General features: G+C 73.5%; 17 protein-coding genes. 9 read left to right on the top strand and 8 right to left on the bottom strand.

Annotated elements, in window-relative coordinates; genetic code table 11:
* Positions 1-27 precede the first annotated feature (27 nt).
* Entirely contained in the window at positions 28-1,131 is a 1,104-nt protein-coding gene (locus tag EV378_RS19580) for a LacI family DNA-binding transcriptional regulator (protein ID WP_132428417.1), read from the bottom strand.
* Positions 1,132-1,262: 131 nt separating this feature from the next.
* Here EV378_RS19580 and EV378_RS19575 point away from each other — a divergent pair, with 131 nt between their 5' ends.
* The 3 genes from EV378_RS19575 to EV378_RS19565 are packed head-to-tail and all read left to right on the top strand — an operon-like array spanning position 1,263 to position 3,905.
* Positions 1,263-2,228: a metal ABC transporter solute-binding protein, Zn/Mn family gene (locus EV378_RS19575; RefSeq protein ID WP_132428415.1), complete on the top strand. Its 966-nt coding sequence runs from the start codon at positions 1,263-1,265 to the stop codon at positions 2,226-2,228.
* Position 2,229: 1 nt separating this feature from the next.
* Positions 2,230-3,087 (top strand): metal ABC transporter ATP-binding protein, encoded by an 858-nt coding sequence (locus EV378_RS19570; protein WP_132428413.1) that lies wholly within the window; start codon positions 2,230-2,232, stop codon positions 3,085-3,087.
* Positions 3,084-3,905 carry a metal ABC transporter permease gene (locus EV378_RS19565; RefSeq protein ID WP_132428411.1) on the top strand — a complete coding sequence of 274 codons (822 nt, stop codon included), beginning with the start codon at positions 3,084-3,086 and terminating at the stop codon, positions 3,903-3,905. Before EV378_RS19570 ends, EV378_RS19565 begins: the two co-directional genes overlap by 4 nt.
* 166 nt (positions 3,906-4,071) lie before the next feature.
* Here EV378_RS19565 and rlmB read toward each other — a convergent pair whose 3' ends face one another.
* The gene (rlmB, locus tag EV378_RS19560; RefSeq protein WP_132428409.1) at positions 4,072-5,034 is read right to left on the bottom strand and encodes a 23S rRNA (guanosine(2251)-2'-O)-methyltransferase RlmB; all 963 of its coding nucleotides are present in this window, start codon (positions 5,032-5,034) and stop codon (positions 4,072-4,074) included.
* The gene (gene cysS, locus EV378_RS19555; RefSeq protein WP_132428407.1) at positions 5,034-6,422 is read right to left on the bottom strand and encodes a cysteine--tRNA ligase; all 1,389 of its coding nucleotides are present in this window, start codon (positions 6,420-6,422) and stop codon (positions 5,034-5,036) included. The genes rlmB and cysS overlap by 1 nt, the downstream gene beginning before the upstream one ends.
* Positions 6,423-6,493: 71 nt before the next feature.
* On the opposite strand from cysS, the gene EV378_RS19550 reads away from it, so the two are divergent.
* Positions 6,494-6,922 (top strand): VOC family protein, encoded by a 429-nt coding sequence (locus EV378_RS19550; protein WP_132428405.1) that lies wholly within the window; start codon positions 6,494-6,496, stop codon positions 6,920-6,922.
* A gap of 112 nt (positions 6,923-7,034) precedes the next feature.
* Here the strand turns inward: EV378_RS19550 and ispF are convergent, their stop codons facing one another.
* From ispF to EV378_RS19535, 3 genes are read right to left on the bottom strand one after another with little or no spacing between them, the layout of a single operon-like run.
* Positions 7,035-7,499: a 2-C-methyl-D-erythritol 2,4-cyclodiphosphate synthase gene (ispF, locus tag EV378_RS19545; RefSeq protein WP_132428403.1), complete on the bottom strand. Its 465-nt coding sequence runs from the start codon at positions 7,497-7,499 to the stop codon at positions 7,035-7,037.
* The gene (gene ispD / locus EV378_RS19540) at positions 7,496-8,176 is read right to left on the bottom strand and encodes a 2-C-methyl-D-erythritol 4-phosphate cytidylyltransferase (RefSeq protein ID WP_132428401.1); all 681 of its coding nucleotides are present in this window, start codon (positions 8,174-8,176) and stop codon (positions 7,496-7,498) included. Before ispD ends, ispF begins: the two co-directional genes overlap by 4 nt.
* A 31-nt stretch (positions 8,177-8,207) precedes the next feature.
* Positions 8,208-8,699: a CarD family transcriptional regulator gene (locus EV378_RS19535; RefSeq protein WP_132428399.1), complete on the bottom strand. Its 492-nt coding sequence runs from the start codon at positions 8,697-8,699 to the stop codon at positions 8,208-8,210.
* Between the two features lie 273 nt (positions 8,700-8,972).
* On the opposite strand from EV378_RS19535, the gene EV378_RS36400 reads away from it, so the two are divergent.
* Positions 8,973-9,638 carry a copper chaperone PCu(A)C domain-containing protein gene (locus tag EV378_RS36400; protein WP_165922387.1) on the top strand — a complete coding sequence of 222 codons (666 nt, stop codon included), beginning with the start codon at positions 8,973-8,975 and terminating at the stop codon, positions 9,636-9,638.
* Positions 9,635-11,008: a DNA repair protein RadA gene (radA, locus tag EV378_RS36395; RefSeq protein WP_132432415.1), complete on the top strand. Its 1,374-nt coding sequence runs from the start codon at positions 9,635-9,637 to the stop codon at positions 11,006-11,008. Before EV378_RS36400 ends, radA begins: the two co-directional genes overlap by 4 nt.
* Positions 11,009-11,011: 3 nt before the next feature.
* Here radA and EV378_RS35405 read toward each other — a convergent pair whose 3' ends face one another.
* Positions 11,012-11,491 carry a hypothetical protein gene (locus tag EV378_RS35405; protein ID WP_165922398.1) on the bottom strand — a complete coding sequence of 160 codons (480 nt, stop codon included), beginning with the start codon at positions 11,489-11,491 and terminating at the stop codon, positions 11,012-11,014.
* A 655-nt stretch (positions 11,492-12,146) separates the two neighbouring features.
* Between EV378_RS35405 and EV378_RS19520 the strand changes: the two genes are divergently transcribed.
* The 3 genes from EV378_RS19520 to EV378_RS19510 are packed head-to-tail and all read left to right on the top strand — an operon-like array spanning position 12,147 to position 14,294.
* On the top strand, positions 12,147-13,028 hold the full coding sequence (locus EV378_RS19520; RefSeq protein WP_132428395.1) for an HhH-GPD family protein: 882 nt from the start codon (positions 12,147-12,149) through the stop codon (positions 13,026-13,028).
* A gap of 4 nt (positions 13,029-13,032) precedes the next feature.
* On the top strand, positions 13,033-13,533 hold the full coding sequence (locus EV378_RS19515; protein WP_132428393.1) for a 2'-5' RNA ligase family protein: 501 nt from the start codon (positions 13,033-13,035) through the stop codon (positions 13,531-13,533).
* A gap of 38 nt (positions 13,534-13,571) precedes the next feature.
* Positions 13,572-14,294 (top strand): Clp protease N-terminal domain-containing protein, encoded by a 723-nt coding sequence (locus EV378_RS19510; protein ID WP_132428391.1) that lies wholly within the window; start codon positions 13,572-13,574, stop codon positions 14,292-14,294.
* On the opposite strand, the gene EV378_RS19505 is transcribed toward EV378_RS19510, so the two are convergent.
* A complete protein-coding gene (locus tag EV378_RS19505) occupies positions 14,295-15,080 on the bottom strand; it encodes an alpha/beta fold hydrolase (RefSeq protein WP_243653653.1) in 786 nt (261 codons plus the stop codon).

The following is a 15,080-nucleotide window of genomic DNA, read 5'->3' as shown; positions in this document are numbered from 1 at the left end:
TCGCGGGGTGAGTCAGGGCCGCGGGCGTCACCATCCGGAGAAGAACTCCCCGGACTGGCGCAGCTCCCGGCACGTCGTCCCCGGGACGAGCTCGGTCGGCAGCGTGAGGTGCTCGGGCGTGTTCCGGTCGCCGCGCTCGAGCAGCAGCCGGCCCGCCTCCCTGCCCTTCTCCCGGAACGGCTGGCGGACCGTGGTCAGGCCGAGCCGGTCGGCCTCCGGGATGCCGTCGAACCCGGCGACGCTGAGGTCCTCGGGGACCCGGATCCCGCGTTCGCGGGCCTCGCCCAGCGCACCGACGGCGAGGATGTCCGACGTGCAGACCAGCGCCGTGATGTCCGGATGCGCCTCCAGCATCTGGGCCGTACCGGCCGCTCCGGCGTCCGTCGTGTGCTCGAACCGCTCGAAGACCGGGATGTCCGACCACGCCACGCCGGCCTCGGCGAACGCGTCGCGCAGGCCGGCCAGTCGCTCGCGCTGCACGCTGTAGCTGGAGTTCTTCTGACGCAGCTCGTCCGCGGGCCCGTCGTGGCGCTGCCCACCGAGGCGCATGCACAGCACGCCGACCCGCCGGTGCCCGAGCTCCACGAGGTGCCGGCCGAGCGTCTGCATGCCAGCGCGGTCGTCGACCCCGACGCGGTCCACGCCTGCGATGCCGGTCGGCTGGTCGCAGACGACGGTCGGCAGCGGCCGCTGCAGAACGGCCTGGAAGTGCGGGTCGTCCTCGCTGACCGAGTAGACGACGAACCCGTCGACCCCGGCCTGGTACACGGCGTCGACCTCGGAGTGTTCCGGGCTGACCGGCACGAGCAGCAGGCCGGTGCCCGCCTTCTCGCAGGCCAGGGCCAGTCCCTCGAGGAAGCCGGTGGCGCCGGGGTCGCGGAACGCGTAGCTGAGCGCCTCGGTCAGCAGCAGCCCGACGGCGCCGGCGCGTCGGGTGCGCAGTGAGCGCGCGACCGGGTCGGGGCCCGGGTAACCGAGACGGCGGGCCGCCTCCAGCACGCGCTCCCGGAGCGGAGCCGAGAGCTGGTCCGGACGGTTGTAGGCGTTCGAGACCGTGGTCCGCGAGACGCCCAGCTCCGCCGCCAACGAGGCCAGCGTCGCCGGTCGGCGGACGTGTGGGGACCCGGTCATTCCCCGAACGTTAACGGCGCCACGTGTTGTGAGGAAGTCGACCGGTCCACGGTCACCCCGTGCGCTGTAGAGTGAATTGACAACGGTTATCGATAAAAGCATGCGAACGTCTTGATACGGAGCACCCGCACATGGCTCGATCCACCACCCGCACGGCCGGTCTTCTCGCCGGGACCGCCGCGCTCACCCTCGGTCTCGCCGCGTGCGGATCGTCCGATCCCGCACCGACCGATGCCGCCGCGGCGGCAAAGCTGCAGGTCGTGGCGTCGACCGACGTCTGGGGCTCGGTCGCGCAGGCCGTCGGCGGCGACCGTGTCGAGGTGAAGTCGATCATCAACAGCCCGGACAAGGACCCGCACGAGTACGAGTCGACGCCGACCGACGCCGCATCGGTGGAGAACGCGAAGCTCCTGCTGCGCAACGGTGGCGGCTACGACGACTTCATGACGAAACTCGTCGACGCGTCCGGCAACCAGGCACCCGTCGTGGACGCGGTGACGGTCTCGGGGCTGCAGCCGGCCGAGGAGGCGGGGCACAGCGAGGGGGACGGCCACGACCACGGCGAGTTCAACGAGCACGTCTGGTACTCGCTGCCGACCGTGCAGAAGGTCGCGCAGTCCGTCGCGACCGAGCTCGGCAAGGCCGACCCGGCCGGTGCCGCCACCTACACCGCGAACGCGCAGCGGTTCGACGCCGGCGTGGCCCAGCTGTCCACGAAGGCGGCCGCGATCGGGAAGGCGCACCCCGGCGCGACGGTCGCCGTGACCGAACCGGTCCCGGACTACCTGCTCGAGACCGCATCGTTGAAGGACGTGACGCCGGAGGCGTTCAGCGAGGCCGTCGAGGAGGGCAACGACCCGCCCGCCGCCGTGCTGCAGCAGACGCTCGCCGTGTTCACCGCACAGCCGAAGGTGGGCGCGCTCGTGCTGAACGCGCAGACCCAGTCCCCGACGACCGACCAGGTCAAGCAGGCCGCGACCCAGAACGGCGTCCCGATCGTCGACGTGACCGAGACGCTGCCGGCCGGGACGACCGACTACACCGCATGGATGGGTGCCCAGATCGACCGCCTGTCGTCGGCTCTGGATCGACGCTGACATGCTGGGAGCCGTGAGCACGGAGACCGAACGGGCGGCCGGCGTCCCGGGCGCCGCGCGGCGGGCCGCGTTGTCGCTGCGCGGTGCCGGGCTGTCGTTCGGCGAGCGCACGCTGTGGAGCGGGCTCGACCTCGACGTCGCCCCCGGCGAGTTCGTCGCCGTGCTCGGGCCGAACGGCTCCGGGAAGACGACGCTGATGCGCGTCCTGCTCGGTCTGCTCCCGCTGTCCGAGGGCGAGGTCAGGGTCGCAGGGCGCACGCCGAGCCGGGGCAGCCCGGAGATCGGGTACGTGCCCCAGCAGCAGCCCGTCGACCCCGACCTGCCGTTGCGCGGGCGCGATCTCGTCGGGCTCGGGCTGGACGGGCACCGCTTCGGGCTCGGACTCTCCGGACGGCGGGACCGACGCTCCCGGGTCGCGCGCGCCCTGGAGGAGGTCGGCGGCACCGAGTACGCCGACTACCCCGTCGGGCGGCTGTCCGGCGGTGAGCAGCAACGGCTGCGGGTGGCGCAGGCGCTCGTCGGGGACCCGGCCGTGCTGCTGTGCGACGAGCCGCTGCTGTCCCTGGACCTCGCCCACCAGCGGATGGTGACGCACCTGATCGACGACCGCCGCCGCTCGTCGGAGACGGCCGTGCTGTTCGTGACCCACGAGATCAACCCGGTGCTGCCGATGGTCGACCGGGTGCTCTACCTGGTGAACGGCCGCTTCCGGATCGGGCCTCCCGGCGAGGTGATGACGTCCGAGGTGCTGTCCGAGCTGTACCGCACCGAGGTCGACGTGGTCCGCGTGCGGAACCGGCTGATCGTCGTCGGAGCCGAGGAGTCGCACCCCGACGTGCATCCGGGGCACGGGACGTGATCGGCGAGCTCCTCGGGGCGACGTTCGTCCAGAACGCGCTCGTCGCCTGCGCCGTGCTCGGGCTGCTGGCCGGCCTGCTGACGCCGCTGATCGTGTCCCGCGGGATGTCGTTCGCCGTGCACGGCACGTCCGAGCTGGCGTTCACCGGTGCGGCGGGTGCGCTGCTGCTGGCGATCCCGGTCGGGGTCGGGTCGGTGGTGGGCGCCGTGGCCGCCGGCGTGGTCTTCGGGCTCCTGGGTCTTCGACGACGGGAGCGCGACTCGGTCATCGGCGTCGTCCTGGCATTCGGGCTGGGTATGGGCGTGCTGATGCTCTCGCTCTACGACGGGCGCGCGTCCAACAAGTTCGGACTGCTCACCGGCTCGATCGTGTCCGTGGACGGGACGAGCCTGTGGTTGCTGGGGACGGTCGCGGTCGTCGCACTGGCCGTGCTGGCCGTCGTGTTCCGGCCGCTGCTGTTCGCCAGCACCGACCCGGACGTCGCACTCGCCCGTGGGGTGCCGGTGCGGGCGTTGTCGCTGGTGTTCGCCGTGCTGATCGGGTTGACGACGGCACTGGCCGTCCCGATCGTCGGTGCGATCCTGGTGCTGGCGGTGATGATCGTCCCGGGCGCGGCGGCGAACCGCCTGACGGCGAACCCGGTGCGGGCCATGGTCCTGGCCGTGGTGATCGCCGAGGTGAGCCTGCTGGGTGGGACGTTCCTGTCGCTGGCGACCGACCTGCCGATCTCCGGCTTCGTCGCCGCGATCGGCTTCGCCGCGTACCTGGCCTGCCGCCTCGGCGCGCGCCTCAGAGGCCGCACCCCGGTCCGCGCCTGACCGACGCGACCCTCGCGACGCCGTCGCCGCCCTGCTCGCGCGACCGGCCCACCCCTCCGCGAACGAGGGTGCCGTTCGAGCAATCACATTGCTCGAAGGTGCCGCTCGTTCGGGATGGGGAGGGGCGCTGTGGCCGGGGGAAGAGGGGTGAGGCGTGGGCGCCGGGTCAGCCGACTCGACGGCGGCGGGCCACCTCGGCGAGGACCACGCCCGTCGCGACCGAGGCGTTGAGCGACTCGACCCGGCCGGCCAGGGGGATGCTCACCGTCAGGTCGCAGGTCTCGCGCACGAGTCGGGACAGGCCCTTGCCCTCCGATCCGGTGACGAGCACGAGCGGGCTGGTGGCGAGCTCGAAGTCGTCGAGCGAGACGTCGCCGTCCGCCGCCAGCCCGGCGATCATGAGCCCGGCTTCGGCGTAGTCGCGCAGCGTCCGCGTCAGGTTCGACGCGCGGGCCACCGGCAGTCGGGCCGCCGTCCCGGCCGATGCGCGCCAGGCGACGGCCGTCATGCTCGCCGTCCGTCGTTGCGGCACGACCACTCCGTGCCCGCCGAACGCGCTCGCGGACCGGACGACGGCGCCCAGGTTGCGCGGGTCGGTCACGCCGTCCAGCGCGACGACGAGCGCGTCGTCGCCCGCGGCACGCTCCAGAAGCTCGTCCGGGTGCGCGTAGTCGTACGGCGGGACCTGCAGCGCGAGCCCCTGGTGCAGGGCCCCGCCGGTGATCCGGTCCAGGTCGTTGCGGGGCACCTCGAGCACCGAGATGCCGGCCTCCGCGGCGAGCGCGACGGCCTCGGAGACCCGCTCGTCGGCGGCCACCCCGGTCGCGACGTGCAGCGCCGTGGCCGGCACTCCGGCCCGCAGGCACTCGACGACCGGGTTGCGGCCGAGCACGGTCTCCGGCCCGTCACCGTCACCGGGGCGCCCGCGACCCGCGGGACGTGCCTGCGAGCTCCGGCGCTCCGCCGCGGCGGCACGGCGGTGCTTGACGTGTCCCGGCCGGTTCTCGGCCGGTGGGGTCGGGCCCTTGCCGCGCAGGCCACGACGGGCCTGGCCACCGGAACCGGTGACCATCCCCTTCTTCGTGCCCTCCTTGCGGACGGCGCCGCGACGCTTCGAGTTGCCCGCCATCACGCGTCCTTCAGAGACCAGGTCGAGCCGTCCGGCCCGTCCTCGACGGCGACACCGGCGGCCAGGAGCTCGTCACGCAGACGGTCGGCCGTCGCGAAGTCCCGGTCGCCGCGCGCCTGCTTGCGCTGTTCCAACATCGTTTCGACGAGCGCCCCGAGCGCCTGCCGTGCCGCGTCGCCCGTTCCGGACGTCGAGTCGGCGCCGAGCGGGTCCAGGCCGAGCACACCCGTGGTCGCGCGGACGCACGACGCCGCGCGGGAGGCGGCGGCCGCGTCGCCCGCGTCGAGCGCCGTGTTGCCCTCACGCACGAGCCCGTGCACGACGGCCAGCGCGCCCGGCGTACCGAGATCGTCGTCGAGCGCCGCGGCGAACTCCGCGGGCACGTCCGGTGACGTCTCCGGGACGCCGTGGCGCTCCCGGACCCGGTGGACGAACGACTCGATCCGCCGGAACGCCGAGACCGCCTCGTCGAGGGCGGCGTCGGTGTACTCGATCGACGACCGGTAGTGCGGCCCGACGAGGTAGTACCGCAGCTCGGACGGCCGGACGCGCTCGAGCAGCACGTCGATCTGCAACGTGTTGCCGAGCGACTTGGACATCTTCTCGCCGCCCATGGTCACCCACGCGTTGTGCAGCCAGTACCGCGCGAACGGGTCACCGGCCGCGTGCGACTGGGCCTGCTCGTTCTCGTGGTGCGGGAACACAAGGTCCAGGCCACCGCCGTGGATGTCGAACTCCGGGCCGAGGTAGGCCGTGGCCATCGCCGAGCACTCGAGGTGCCAGCCGGGCCGTCCGTTCCCCCACGGCGTCGGCCAGCTCGGCTCGCCCGGCTTGGCCGCCTTCCACAGCGTGAAGTCCAGCGGGTCCCGCTTGCCGCCCGCCTCACCCTCGCCCTGGTGCACGTCGTCGACCTTCTGGCCGGACAGCGAGCCGTACTCCGGGAACGTGCGCACGGCGAAGTAGACGTCCCCGTTCGCCGCGTAGGCGTGGCCGCCCGCGATCAGCCGCTCGATCAGCTCGACCATCTGCGTGATGTGGCCGGTGGCCCGCGGCTCCAACGACGGCGGCAGGCAGCCCAGCGCCGCGTAGGCCGCGGAGAACGCCCGCTCGTACGTCGCGGCCCACTCCCACCACGGCCTGCCGGCGTCGGCGGCCTTGCGGAGGATCTTGTCGTCGATGTCGGTGATGTTGCGTACCAGCGTGACGTCGTAGCCGGTGTGCATGAGCCAGCGGCGCAGCACGTCGTAGTTCAGGCCGCTGCGGACGTGCCCGATGTGCGGCGGGCCCTGCACCGTGGCCCCACAGACGTACATCGACACGGCTCCGGTCCGCAGCGGCACGAAGTCGCGCTGCTCCCTGGTCGCTGAGTCGAGAAGTCTGAGTCCCACGTCACCAGCGTACGGACCTGCGGTTCCGGTTCGTCCAAGACCTCCCCGCCACGGCGCGGCACCATTCCGCCATGACCCGCATCCAGCAGCTGTACCCCCGCCTCGTCGTCGACGGCGCCGACGCCGCGATCGCGTTCTACACCACCGCGTTCGGCGCAGAGCTCGTCGAGCGCTACACCGACCCGGACGGCAACGTCGTGCACGCCCTCCTCCGGGCGGGCGCCGCGACCTGGGCCGTCAAGGACGCCGACCGGTACGACCCGGCGCCCGGCGGCGGTGGCCTCCCGGTGATCCTCGCCCTCTACGTCGACGACCCGGACGCCGTCGCACAGTCCATGGTGGACGGCGGCGGAAGCGTGATCTTCGCGGTGAGCGACCACCCGTACGGCGAGCGCGGCGGCCGGCTGTCCGACCCGTTCGGGCACGCGTGGATGGTCGCCGCCCGGACCGAGGACCTCGGCCCGGAGCAGATCCAGCAGCGGACGGCGGGGATGTACTGACGGCGGTGACGTCGAGCGCCGGAGCCTGCCGCACCCACCGCCGGCGTGCCGCACCCGCTGCGACCGGTGCGGCACGCCGAGCAGGGGCGCGGCACGCCGAGCAGGGGCGCGGCTACCGCGGCAGGAGCAGTGCCGTCGCGACGGCCGCACGTCCCTCGCCGCGGCCGGTGAGGCCGAGGCCGTCGGTCGTCGTGCCGGACACGGCGACCGGTCCGCCCACGACCTCACCCAGCGTCCGTTCGGCCTCGCCCCGGCGCGTTCCGATCTTCGGGTCGTTCCCGATCACCTGGACGGCGCCGTTGCCGAGCACGAAACCGCCGTCGAGGACCAGCCGGTTGACCTCGCGGAGCAGGTCGACACCGCTCGCTCCGGCCCACTCCGGGCGGCCGGTGCCGAACACGGCGCCCAGGTCGCCCAGCCCGGCGGCGGACAGCATCGCGTCGCAGAGAGCGTGCGCGGCGACGTCGCCGTCGGAGTGCCCGGCGCACCCGTCGACGTCCGGCCAGAGCAGTCCGGCCACCCAGCAGTCGCGTCCGGCCTCGACCGGATGGACGTCGGTGCCGATGCCGACCCTCATCCCTGCACCGCCGCGCCGGCCAGCAGGAGCTCGGCGATCCGCAGGTCCCATGCGGTCGTGATCTTGAAAGCCAACGGGTCGCCCTCCACGGTGTGCACCGGGTCCCCGATCGCCTCGACGAGCCCGGCGTCGTCGGTCAGCGGATCCGACGCCAGCTCGTGCGCCCTCGCCAGCTCGCCGGCCAGGAAGCCCTGCGGCGTCTGCACCGCACGCAGAGCGGAACGGTCCACCGTGGACACGACGACGCCGTCGGGGTCGACGCGTTTCACGGTGTCCGACACGGGGATCACCGGCACGACGGCGCCGCACCCGGCCATCACCGCGTCGACGACGCGCCGGACGACGGAGGGCGGCGTGAGCGGGCGCGCGGCGTCGTGCACGAGCACGGCGTGCACACCGGACCCGGCCGAGGCCAGCCCGGCGAAGACCGACGCCTGCCGGTCGGCACCGCCGGCGACGACGGTGACCGGGCGGTCGTCGAACAGTCCGGCCGCCTCCGGCACGAGCGCAGCGGGTACCGCCACGACCACGCGGTCGACGGCCCCCGAGTCCAGCAGGCCGTCCACCGCGCGTCGCACCATCGGCACACCGGCGACCTCGACGAACGCCTTCGGCGCCGAGGCACCGAGGCGTTCACCCGACCCCGCGGCCGGGACGACGGCGAGGACACCGGTCATCGCCGTCAGCCCAGCACGAAGGGAGCCGGAATCACGCGTTCGCGGTCGCGAGCACCTCGTCGAGCAGGACCTCGGCCCGCTCCTCGTCGGTGCCCTCGGCCAGCGCGAGCTCACTGACCAGTATCTGGCGCGCCTTGGCCAGCATCCGCTTCTCGCCCGCGGAGAGCCCACGGTCCTTCTCGCGACGCCAGAGGTCGCGGACCACCTCGGCGACCTTGTTCACGTCACCGGAGGTGAGTTTCTCCCAGTTCGCCTTGTATCGGCGGGACCAGTTGGTCGGCTCCTCGGTGTGCGGTGCTCGCAACACCTCGAAGACACGATCCAGGCCCTCCTGGCCCACGACGTCACGAACGCCGACGACCTCGACGTTGTCTGCGGGAATGCGAACCGTCAGATCACCCTGCGCTACCTTCAGGACGAGGTACTGCACTTCCTCGCCTTTGATGGTCCGAGTCTCGATAGCCTCGATGAGTGCGGCACCGTGGTGCGGGTAGACGACGGTCTCTCCGACCTTGAAAACCATGTGTCCTCTGGCCCCTTTCGCTGCGTCCAGGTTAACACGTCCGTTGCCGACGACCGAGACCGGACCGGACCGTCGTCGCAGGTCAGGGGGTTGACAACTCGCCCGACTCGTGCCTAAGGCATCCCGCGCCACACACGTCACACCACCGAGCGCGCACGTGAAGGTCGTCGATGACTAGGCTGCGCGGCGGACGGAGGGCATGCCGCCCGCCTGTTCCGAGCGCCGTATCGCGCCGGGGCCCCGAACCCCGGCAAGCAGGAAGGACCCCCGACCGTGACCCGCACTCGTCGCCTCCGCCAGACCCGGGCACTCGTCGGGGCCTTCGCCCTGGCCGGCACGCTGGCGTTGTCCGGCTGCGGGGCCGGCCAGATCGCCCAGACCTCGAACGAGGGTGCCGCGGTCAACGGCAGCGGCACGCAGCTGGGCGACATCGTCATCCGAGACATGCAGGTCGTCTACCCGCAGCGGCCCGCCTCCCCCGAGGCCGTGTACGCGCAGGGCGGTGCGGCGCAGCTGAAGTTCGGCATCGTCAACGAGGGCTCGACCGTCGACCGGCTGGTACGGGTCACCAGCCCGGCGGCCACGGCGGTCCAGGTCGGCGGCGACCCGTCGCTGCCGAAGGACATCCTGCTGGTCGGCGGCGGCGAGGGCGGTGCGGCGCCGGCCGGCGTCCGCCCGACCACGATCGAGCTCACCGGGCTGACCGCCCCGATCCGCGCCGGTGTGCCGGTGCCGATCACGCTGACGTTCGAGCGGGCCGGCACGACCACCGTCCTGGCGCCGATCGGTTCCCCGCCGGAGGGCGCGGCGGCCGGCGAGCCGGAGCGCGAGGAGAGCAAGGCGGAGGGCGCCGCACCCGCCGGCTCCGAGCAGGCCCCGGAGAACGGTCAGGGCGGAGTGCCCGCCCCCGCTCCCGGCACGCCGGAGAGCGGCAACTGAGCACGCGTTCGCGCTCCACGCGCAGCGGCTACCGCTGCACCGAGTGCGACCACCGGTCGGCCCAGTGGGTCGGCCGCTGCCCCGGGTGTCAGGCATGGGGCACGCTCGAGGAGATCTCCGCGGCGCCGCGCGGCGGCGGGCGCCAGATCGTCGCGGGCGCCCCGAGCACGCCTGCGCGCCGGATCGCCGACGTCGAGCTGGACGCCACCCGCACCCGCGCGACCGGCGTCGACGAGCTCGACCGCGTCCTCGGTGGCGGGCTCGTGCCCGGAGCGGTCGTCCTGCTGGCGGGCGAGCCGGGCGTCGGGAAGTCGACGCTGCTGCTCGAGGTGGCGGCGAAGGCCGCGACCCGCTCGCGCGTGCTCTACGTGTCCGGCGAGGAGTCCGCGGGCCAGGTCCGGCTGCGTGCCGAGCGGACGGGTTCCGTGCACGACGACCTGTTCCTCGCCTCCGAGTCCGATCTCGAGTCCGTGCTCGGCCACATCGAGGACCTGGCGCCATCGCTCGTGGTGATCGACTCGATCCAGACCATGTCGACCGCGACCGTCGAGGGCTCGCCTGGCGGGGTCACGCAGACCCGCGCCGTGACCGTCGGGCTGACCGCGCTGGCCAAGCAGCGCGGGCTGTCGGTACTGCTCGTCGGGCACGTGACGAAGGACGGCGGCATCGCCGGGCCACGGGTGCTGGAGCACCTCGTGGACGTCGTGCTGGCGTTCGAGGGCGACAAGCAGTCGACGCTGCGGATGGTGCGCGGCGTGAAGAACCGCTTCGGGCCCGCCGACGAGGTGGGCTGCTTCGAGCTGCGCGACGAGGGCATCGTCGGGCTGCCGGACCCCTCCGGCCTGTTCCTCGCGCGGTTCGGGACGGCGGGCGACGCGACCGTGTCCGGGACGGCGGTGACCGTCGTGATGGACGGACGGCGGCCCCTGCTCGCCGAGGTGCAGGCACTCGTCGCGGGCGCGAACATCCCGAGCCCGCGCCGCGCGGTGTCCGGTCTGGACTCGTCGCGGGTGGCGATGCTGCTCGCCGTCCTGGAGCGCCGCGGCGGGCTGAAGCTGCACGACGCGGAGGTCTACACGGCCACCGTGGGCGGGATGAAGGTCGTCGAACCGGCCGCGGACCTCGCCGTCGCGCTGGCGGTGGCGTCGGCGAAGCGGGACGTGTCGCTCCCGCCGGACATGGTCGTGCTCGGCGAGCTGGGCCTGGCCGGGGAGCTGCGCCGGGTCAACGGCGTCGGGCGCAGGCTCGCCGAGGCCGCCCGGCTCGGGTTCACCCGCGCGCTCGTGCCGCCGGACAGTGACGTTCGCAACTCCGGCATGAAGATCACCGAGGTGCGGAACCTCGGTCAGGTGCTCAAGCAGATCCGCTGAGCGTCACGTTCCGATCAGCAGCGGTGTCGGGGCGCTGATCACCGGGCCGAGGCGGGTCACCACCCGGTAGGCGCCGGGGCCGATGCGGTCGCGCTCGGTCGTGCACCCGGGCACCGAGCCGAGCCCGCTCCAGTTCACGGCGAACGCGACGGGTTGGCCGGGCACGAGGGTGCGCAGGTCCGACGACGACGGGTTGACGCAGTCGTTGCTCGACCACAGTCTCTTCGCGCCGTCGCCGCTCCAGACGACGATCTCCTGGTCGGCGCCGTCGAGGTCGCGCACGCAGGGGGTCGGCCCGGTGTTCGCGACGACGAGGCGCAGCACGGGCTTCGCCCCCTCCGGGTACTGCGGGGCACCGACCTCGGCGGTGACCTTGATCTGGGCGTCCGGGCACGGGGGCGGCCCGGTCGCGGGCGCCGGACCGGCTGACGGCACGAGCACGGGCGGCCCTGCCGCGGGGTCCTGGCGAACGGTCTCGTCCACCGGACCCGCGTTCGGGGTCGCGGGTCCGGTGGACGGCCCGGCGGGGGGAGCACCGGCGGGGGTACCGGGCACACCGGGGTCGGGAGGTCGTACGTCGGCCGCCGGCGTCGTCCCCGGGGCCTGGGGAGACGCTTCGACGTGTGCGGTGCGGCCGGTCGTGGAGTCGTCGGAGTCGACTCCCGGGGGCAACAGAAGGGCGGTGACGATCCAGAGCAGACCGAAGAGACCGAGCAGGGCGACACCGACGGCAAGGAGTCTCCGACGCCAGTACACCGACGTCGGCAACGGTCCCACCGGGTCCATCACGTGACCGAGAGTAGAACTGTCGCTACGGATAGTCGCCCCCGACATACCGGACGCGGCCGCATCGTCGCAGGTCCACCCGGCTGTGGGACTCGTGCGCCACGATCCGGGCACGAGGTCCACTGAGACGCCCCTCCGTGGCCGTCTCACCGAACGGCGACTCGATGGTGCATCACGGATCCGGGGCCCGGCCGGGCGGACCGATCACTCCGGGTCGCCGCCGGACCCGAGCCTGAGCCGCATCCACCCGCTCCCGCGCGAGACCTGCCCCGGTCCGACCCGAGAGCAGCTCCGGTGCCGTCCGGGACGGGGTGCGCGACGGCGCCCGCGGCGTGGTGACCACAATCGTGGCGTGCCGTCCCTCCTCGCCGACGAGATCTCCGTCTGGTTCCGCGCCGAGGCGCGCGACCTGCCGTGGCGACACCCGGAGACGACTCCGTGGGGCGTCATGGTCAGCGAGTTCATGCTGCAGCAGACGCCGGTGGCACGCGTCGAACCGATCTGGACGGACTGGATGGCGCGCTGGCCCATGCCGTCGGCGCTCGCTGCGGCACCACGTGCGGACGTGTTGCGCGCCTGGGGGAAGCTCGGCTACCCGCGTCGCGCGATCCGGCTGCACGACGCCGCCGCGGCGATCGCCTCGGAGTACGGCGATCAGGTCCCCTCCGACGTCGAGACGCTGGAGGCGCTGCCCGGCGTCGGCTCGTACACGGCACGGGCGGTGGCCGCGTTCGGGCACGGCCTGCGCGCCGCCGTCGTCGACACCAACGTGCGCCGGGTCGTCGCGCGCGCCGTGCACGGCGCCGGCGACGCGGGGCCCGCGCGCACGCGCGCCGACCTGGCCGACGTCGACGCCCTGCTCCCGAACTCCGACGCCGAGGCCGCCGTCGCGTCCGCCGGGCTGATGGAGCTCGGCGCCGTGGTCTGCACGGCCAGGGCGCCGCGCTGCGGGCTCTGCCCGGTGTCCGCGCGGTGTACGTGGGTGGCGGCCGGTCGCCCGGAGTACACCGGGCCGCGCAAGCCCGTGCAGGGCTTCGCCGGCACCGACCGCCAGGTGCGCGGCAAGCTTCTCGACGTGCTGCGCGGCAGCCCGCACCCGGTGCCGCGGACCGCGCTGGACGCCGTCTGGTCGGACGCGGGCCAGCGCGACCGCTGCCTGGACTCGCTACTCGTGGACGGGCTGGCCGAGCAGACCGACGACGGGCGGTTCGCGCTGCCCACCGGCCCGGCCTGACGCCGTGCCGCACGTCGTCCGCTTCCGGCTCGACGACGACGCCGTCGCAGCCCTGGAGGCGTTGCGCGGCACGGCACTCGAGGCAGGGGCAGACCCGGAGCCGGACCGTCCACAGGTGACGGTCGCGGCCGCGGGCACGATCCAGGGCCCGGCCAGGGACGCGCTCGTCGCCGACCTCCGGCTCATCTCGCTACCGACGCTGTGGCTGGCCGCGCTCAGCTCGCTGCCCGGCGACGACGAGCACCTCGTGCTGGCCGCCGTCACCGACCCCGAGGTACTGGCCGTGCACTCCGTGGTGCACGACGTGCTCGCCGGCCGCGTCCGGTCACCGCACGTCGCGCACCTGCCCGGCTCGTGGTTGCCGCACTGCGTGCTGGCCCGCTCCAGGCCGCCGGCCGCGTTCGCGGCGCTGCACCCGGTCGTCCCGGTGCGGGCCCGGATCGTCGCGGTCGAGCTGCACGACACCCGGACCGGCTCGACGGACACGCTCCGATCGACAACCTGAGGTTGACGATTCCTCGATCGTCAACCTAAGGTGGACGCATGACGGAACCGCCCATGCGCCTCGACGACCTCATCGCGGGCATCACGAAGGTCCATTCCAACGAGCTCGACCAGCTGTCCAACGCGGTGCTCGTCGGCGAGCACCTCGGCGACCTGGCCGACCACCTGATCGGCCACTTCGTGGACCGTGCCCGCCGGTCCGGCGCGTCCTGGACCGACATCGGCAAGAGCATGGGCGTGACGAAGCAGGCCGCCCAGAAGCGGTTCGTCCCGAAGGCGTCGGACGCCGCGGAGGCGCTCGACCCGAGCCAGGGCTTCAACCGCTTCACACCGCGTGCCCGCAAGATCGTCGTCGGCGCGCAGGAGGCGGCCCGCGACGCCGGGAACGCCGAGATCCTCCCGGCGCACATCGCCATCGGGCTGGCCGGCGAGCCGGAGGGCGTGGCCGCGAAGGCGATCGCCGACCGGGGTGTCTCGATGGACACGTTGCGGCGCACCGTCGTCGCGACGCTGCCCGCGAAGGCCGACGCCGTCCCGGCTCTGATCCCGTTCGACGCGGACGCCCGGAAGGTGCTGGAGCTGACGTTCCGGCACGCCTTGCGACTCGGCCACAACTACGTCGGCACCGAGCACGTCCTGCTCGCCCTGCTCGAGCACGAGGACGGCTCCGGTGTGCTCAGCGGGCTCGGCATCGAGCAGGCCGAGGTCGAGCAGTTCGTGCGGACGTTCCTGGAGGGCGTGGTCGCCGCTCAGGAGGAGTGATCACGTCCGGTCGAGCAGCGCGTGCACGACCTCCAGGTACCGCGGGTGCGGACCGTCGTGCACCAGGTGACCGGTGCCGGCGATCCGGACGTGCTCGCAGCCGCTGATCCGCCGGGCCATCTCCTCGGCCTGCCCCGGGGGCACGATCGAGTCCTCCGCCTCGATCAGCAGCGTCGGCGCCCGGATCGCGTCCAGCGCGTCCCAGTGCGACGTGTGCGTCCAGTGCGTGGCGATCGCCGTCGCATCGGCGAGGTCGACGAGCAGGTGGTAGCCGTCGTCGCGTTCCTCGACGCACTCGGTCATGTAGTCGCCGACGCCCGGGAACGCCTCCCGCACGGCGGCCAGCGAGGCGAACGGCTGCCCCGCCGACGCGTACTCCCCCGCCGCGTCCGACGGGAGCGCGGTCAGGTCCACGGCCATGTCCTCGACGACGACGGCGGTCACCAGGTCCGGCCGGCGCGACGCGGCGAGCAGCGCGGCCAGCCCACCCATGGAGTGCCCGACGAGCGCGGAGGGCCCGAGCCGTTCCAGCAGCTCGACGACGTCGGCCGCCATCCGCCCGGGCGACCACGCGTCCGGGTCGCCGGGCTCCGGACGTCCGGAACGGCCGTGGCCGCGGGCGTCGAGGCCGACCACCCGTCCGTGCCCGACGAGCTCGCGGGCCACGGCCCACCACGTCGTCGCCCGGCCTGTCAGGCCGTGCAGCAGCACGACCGGCCGGCCGGTGCCGCCGAACTCGACGACCTCCAGGTCCACGCCGTCCGAGCTGCGCAGGGACCACCTCAT

This window comes from Pseudonocardia endophytica (genome assembly GCF_004339565.1).
Taxonomy (GTDB): domain Bacteria; phylum Actinomycetota; class Actinomycetes; order Mycobacteriales; family Pseudonocardiaceae; genus Pseudonocardia; species Pseudonocardia endophytica.
Note: the sequence above shows the minus strand (reverse complement) of the source record. Positions and strands in the feature narration are given on the sequence as shown.

Excerpts from the sequence above, each read along its gene's own strand:
- EV378_RS19575 (WP_132428415.1), top strand. The coding sequence starts at position 1,263 with ATGGCTCGATCCACCACCCGCACGGCCGGTCTTCTCGCCGGGACCGCC.
- ispD (WP_132428401.1), bottom strand. The coding sequence starts at position 8,176 with ATGACCGGTGTCCTCGCCGTCGTCCCGGCCGCGGGGTCGGGTGAACGC.
- rlmB (WP_132428409.1), bottom strand. The coding sequence starts at position 5,034 with ATGGCGGGCAACTCGAAGCGTCGCGGCGCCGTCCGCAAGGAGGGCACG.
- EV378_RS19580 (WP_132428417.1), bottom strand. The coding sequence starts at position 1,131 with ATGACCGGGTCCCCACACGTCCGCCGACCGGCGACGCTGGCCTCGTTG.
- EV378_RS19570 (WP_132428413.1), top strand. The coding sequence starts at position 2,230 with ATGCTGGGAGCCGTGAGCACGGAGACCGAACGGGCGGCCGGCGTCCCG.
- EV378_RS19505 (WP_243653653.1), bottom strand. The coding sequence starts at position 15,080 with ATGAGGTGGTCCCTGCGCAGCTCGGACGGCGTGGACCTGGAGGTCGTC.
- ispF (WP_132428403.1), bottom strand. The coding sequence starts at position 7,499 with ATGAGGGTCGGCATCGGCACCGACGTCCATCCGGTCGAGGCCGGACGC.
- EV378_RS19535 (WP_132428399.1), bottom strand. The coding sequence starts at position 8,699 with ATGGTTTTCAAGGTCGGAGAGACCGTCGTCTACCCGCACCACGGTGCC.
- EV378_RS19550 (WP_132428405.1), top strand. The coding sequence starts at position 6,494 with ATGACCCGCATCCAGCAGCTGTACCCCCGCCTCGTCGTCGACGGCGCC.
- EV378_RS19510 (WP_132428391.1), top strand. The coding sequence starts at position 13,572 with ATGACGGAACCGCCCATGCGCCTCGACGACCTCATCGCGGGCATCACG.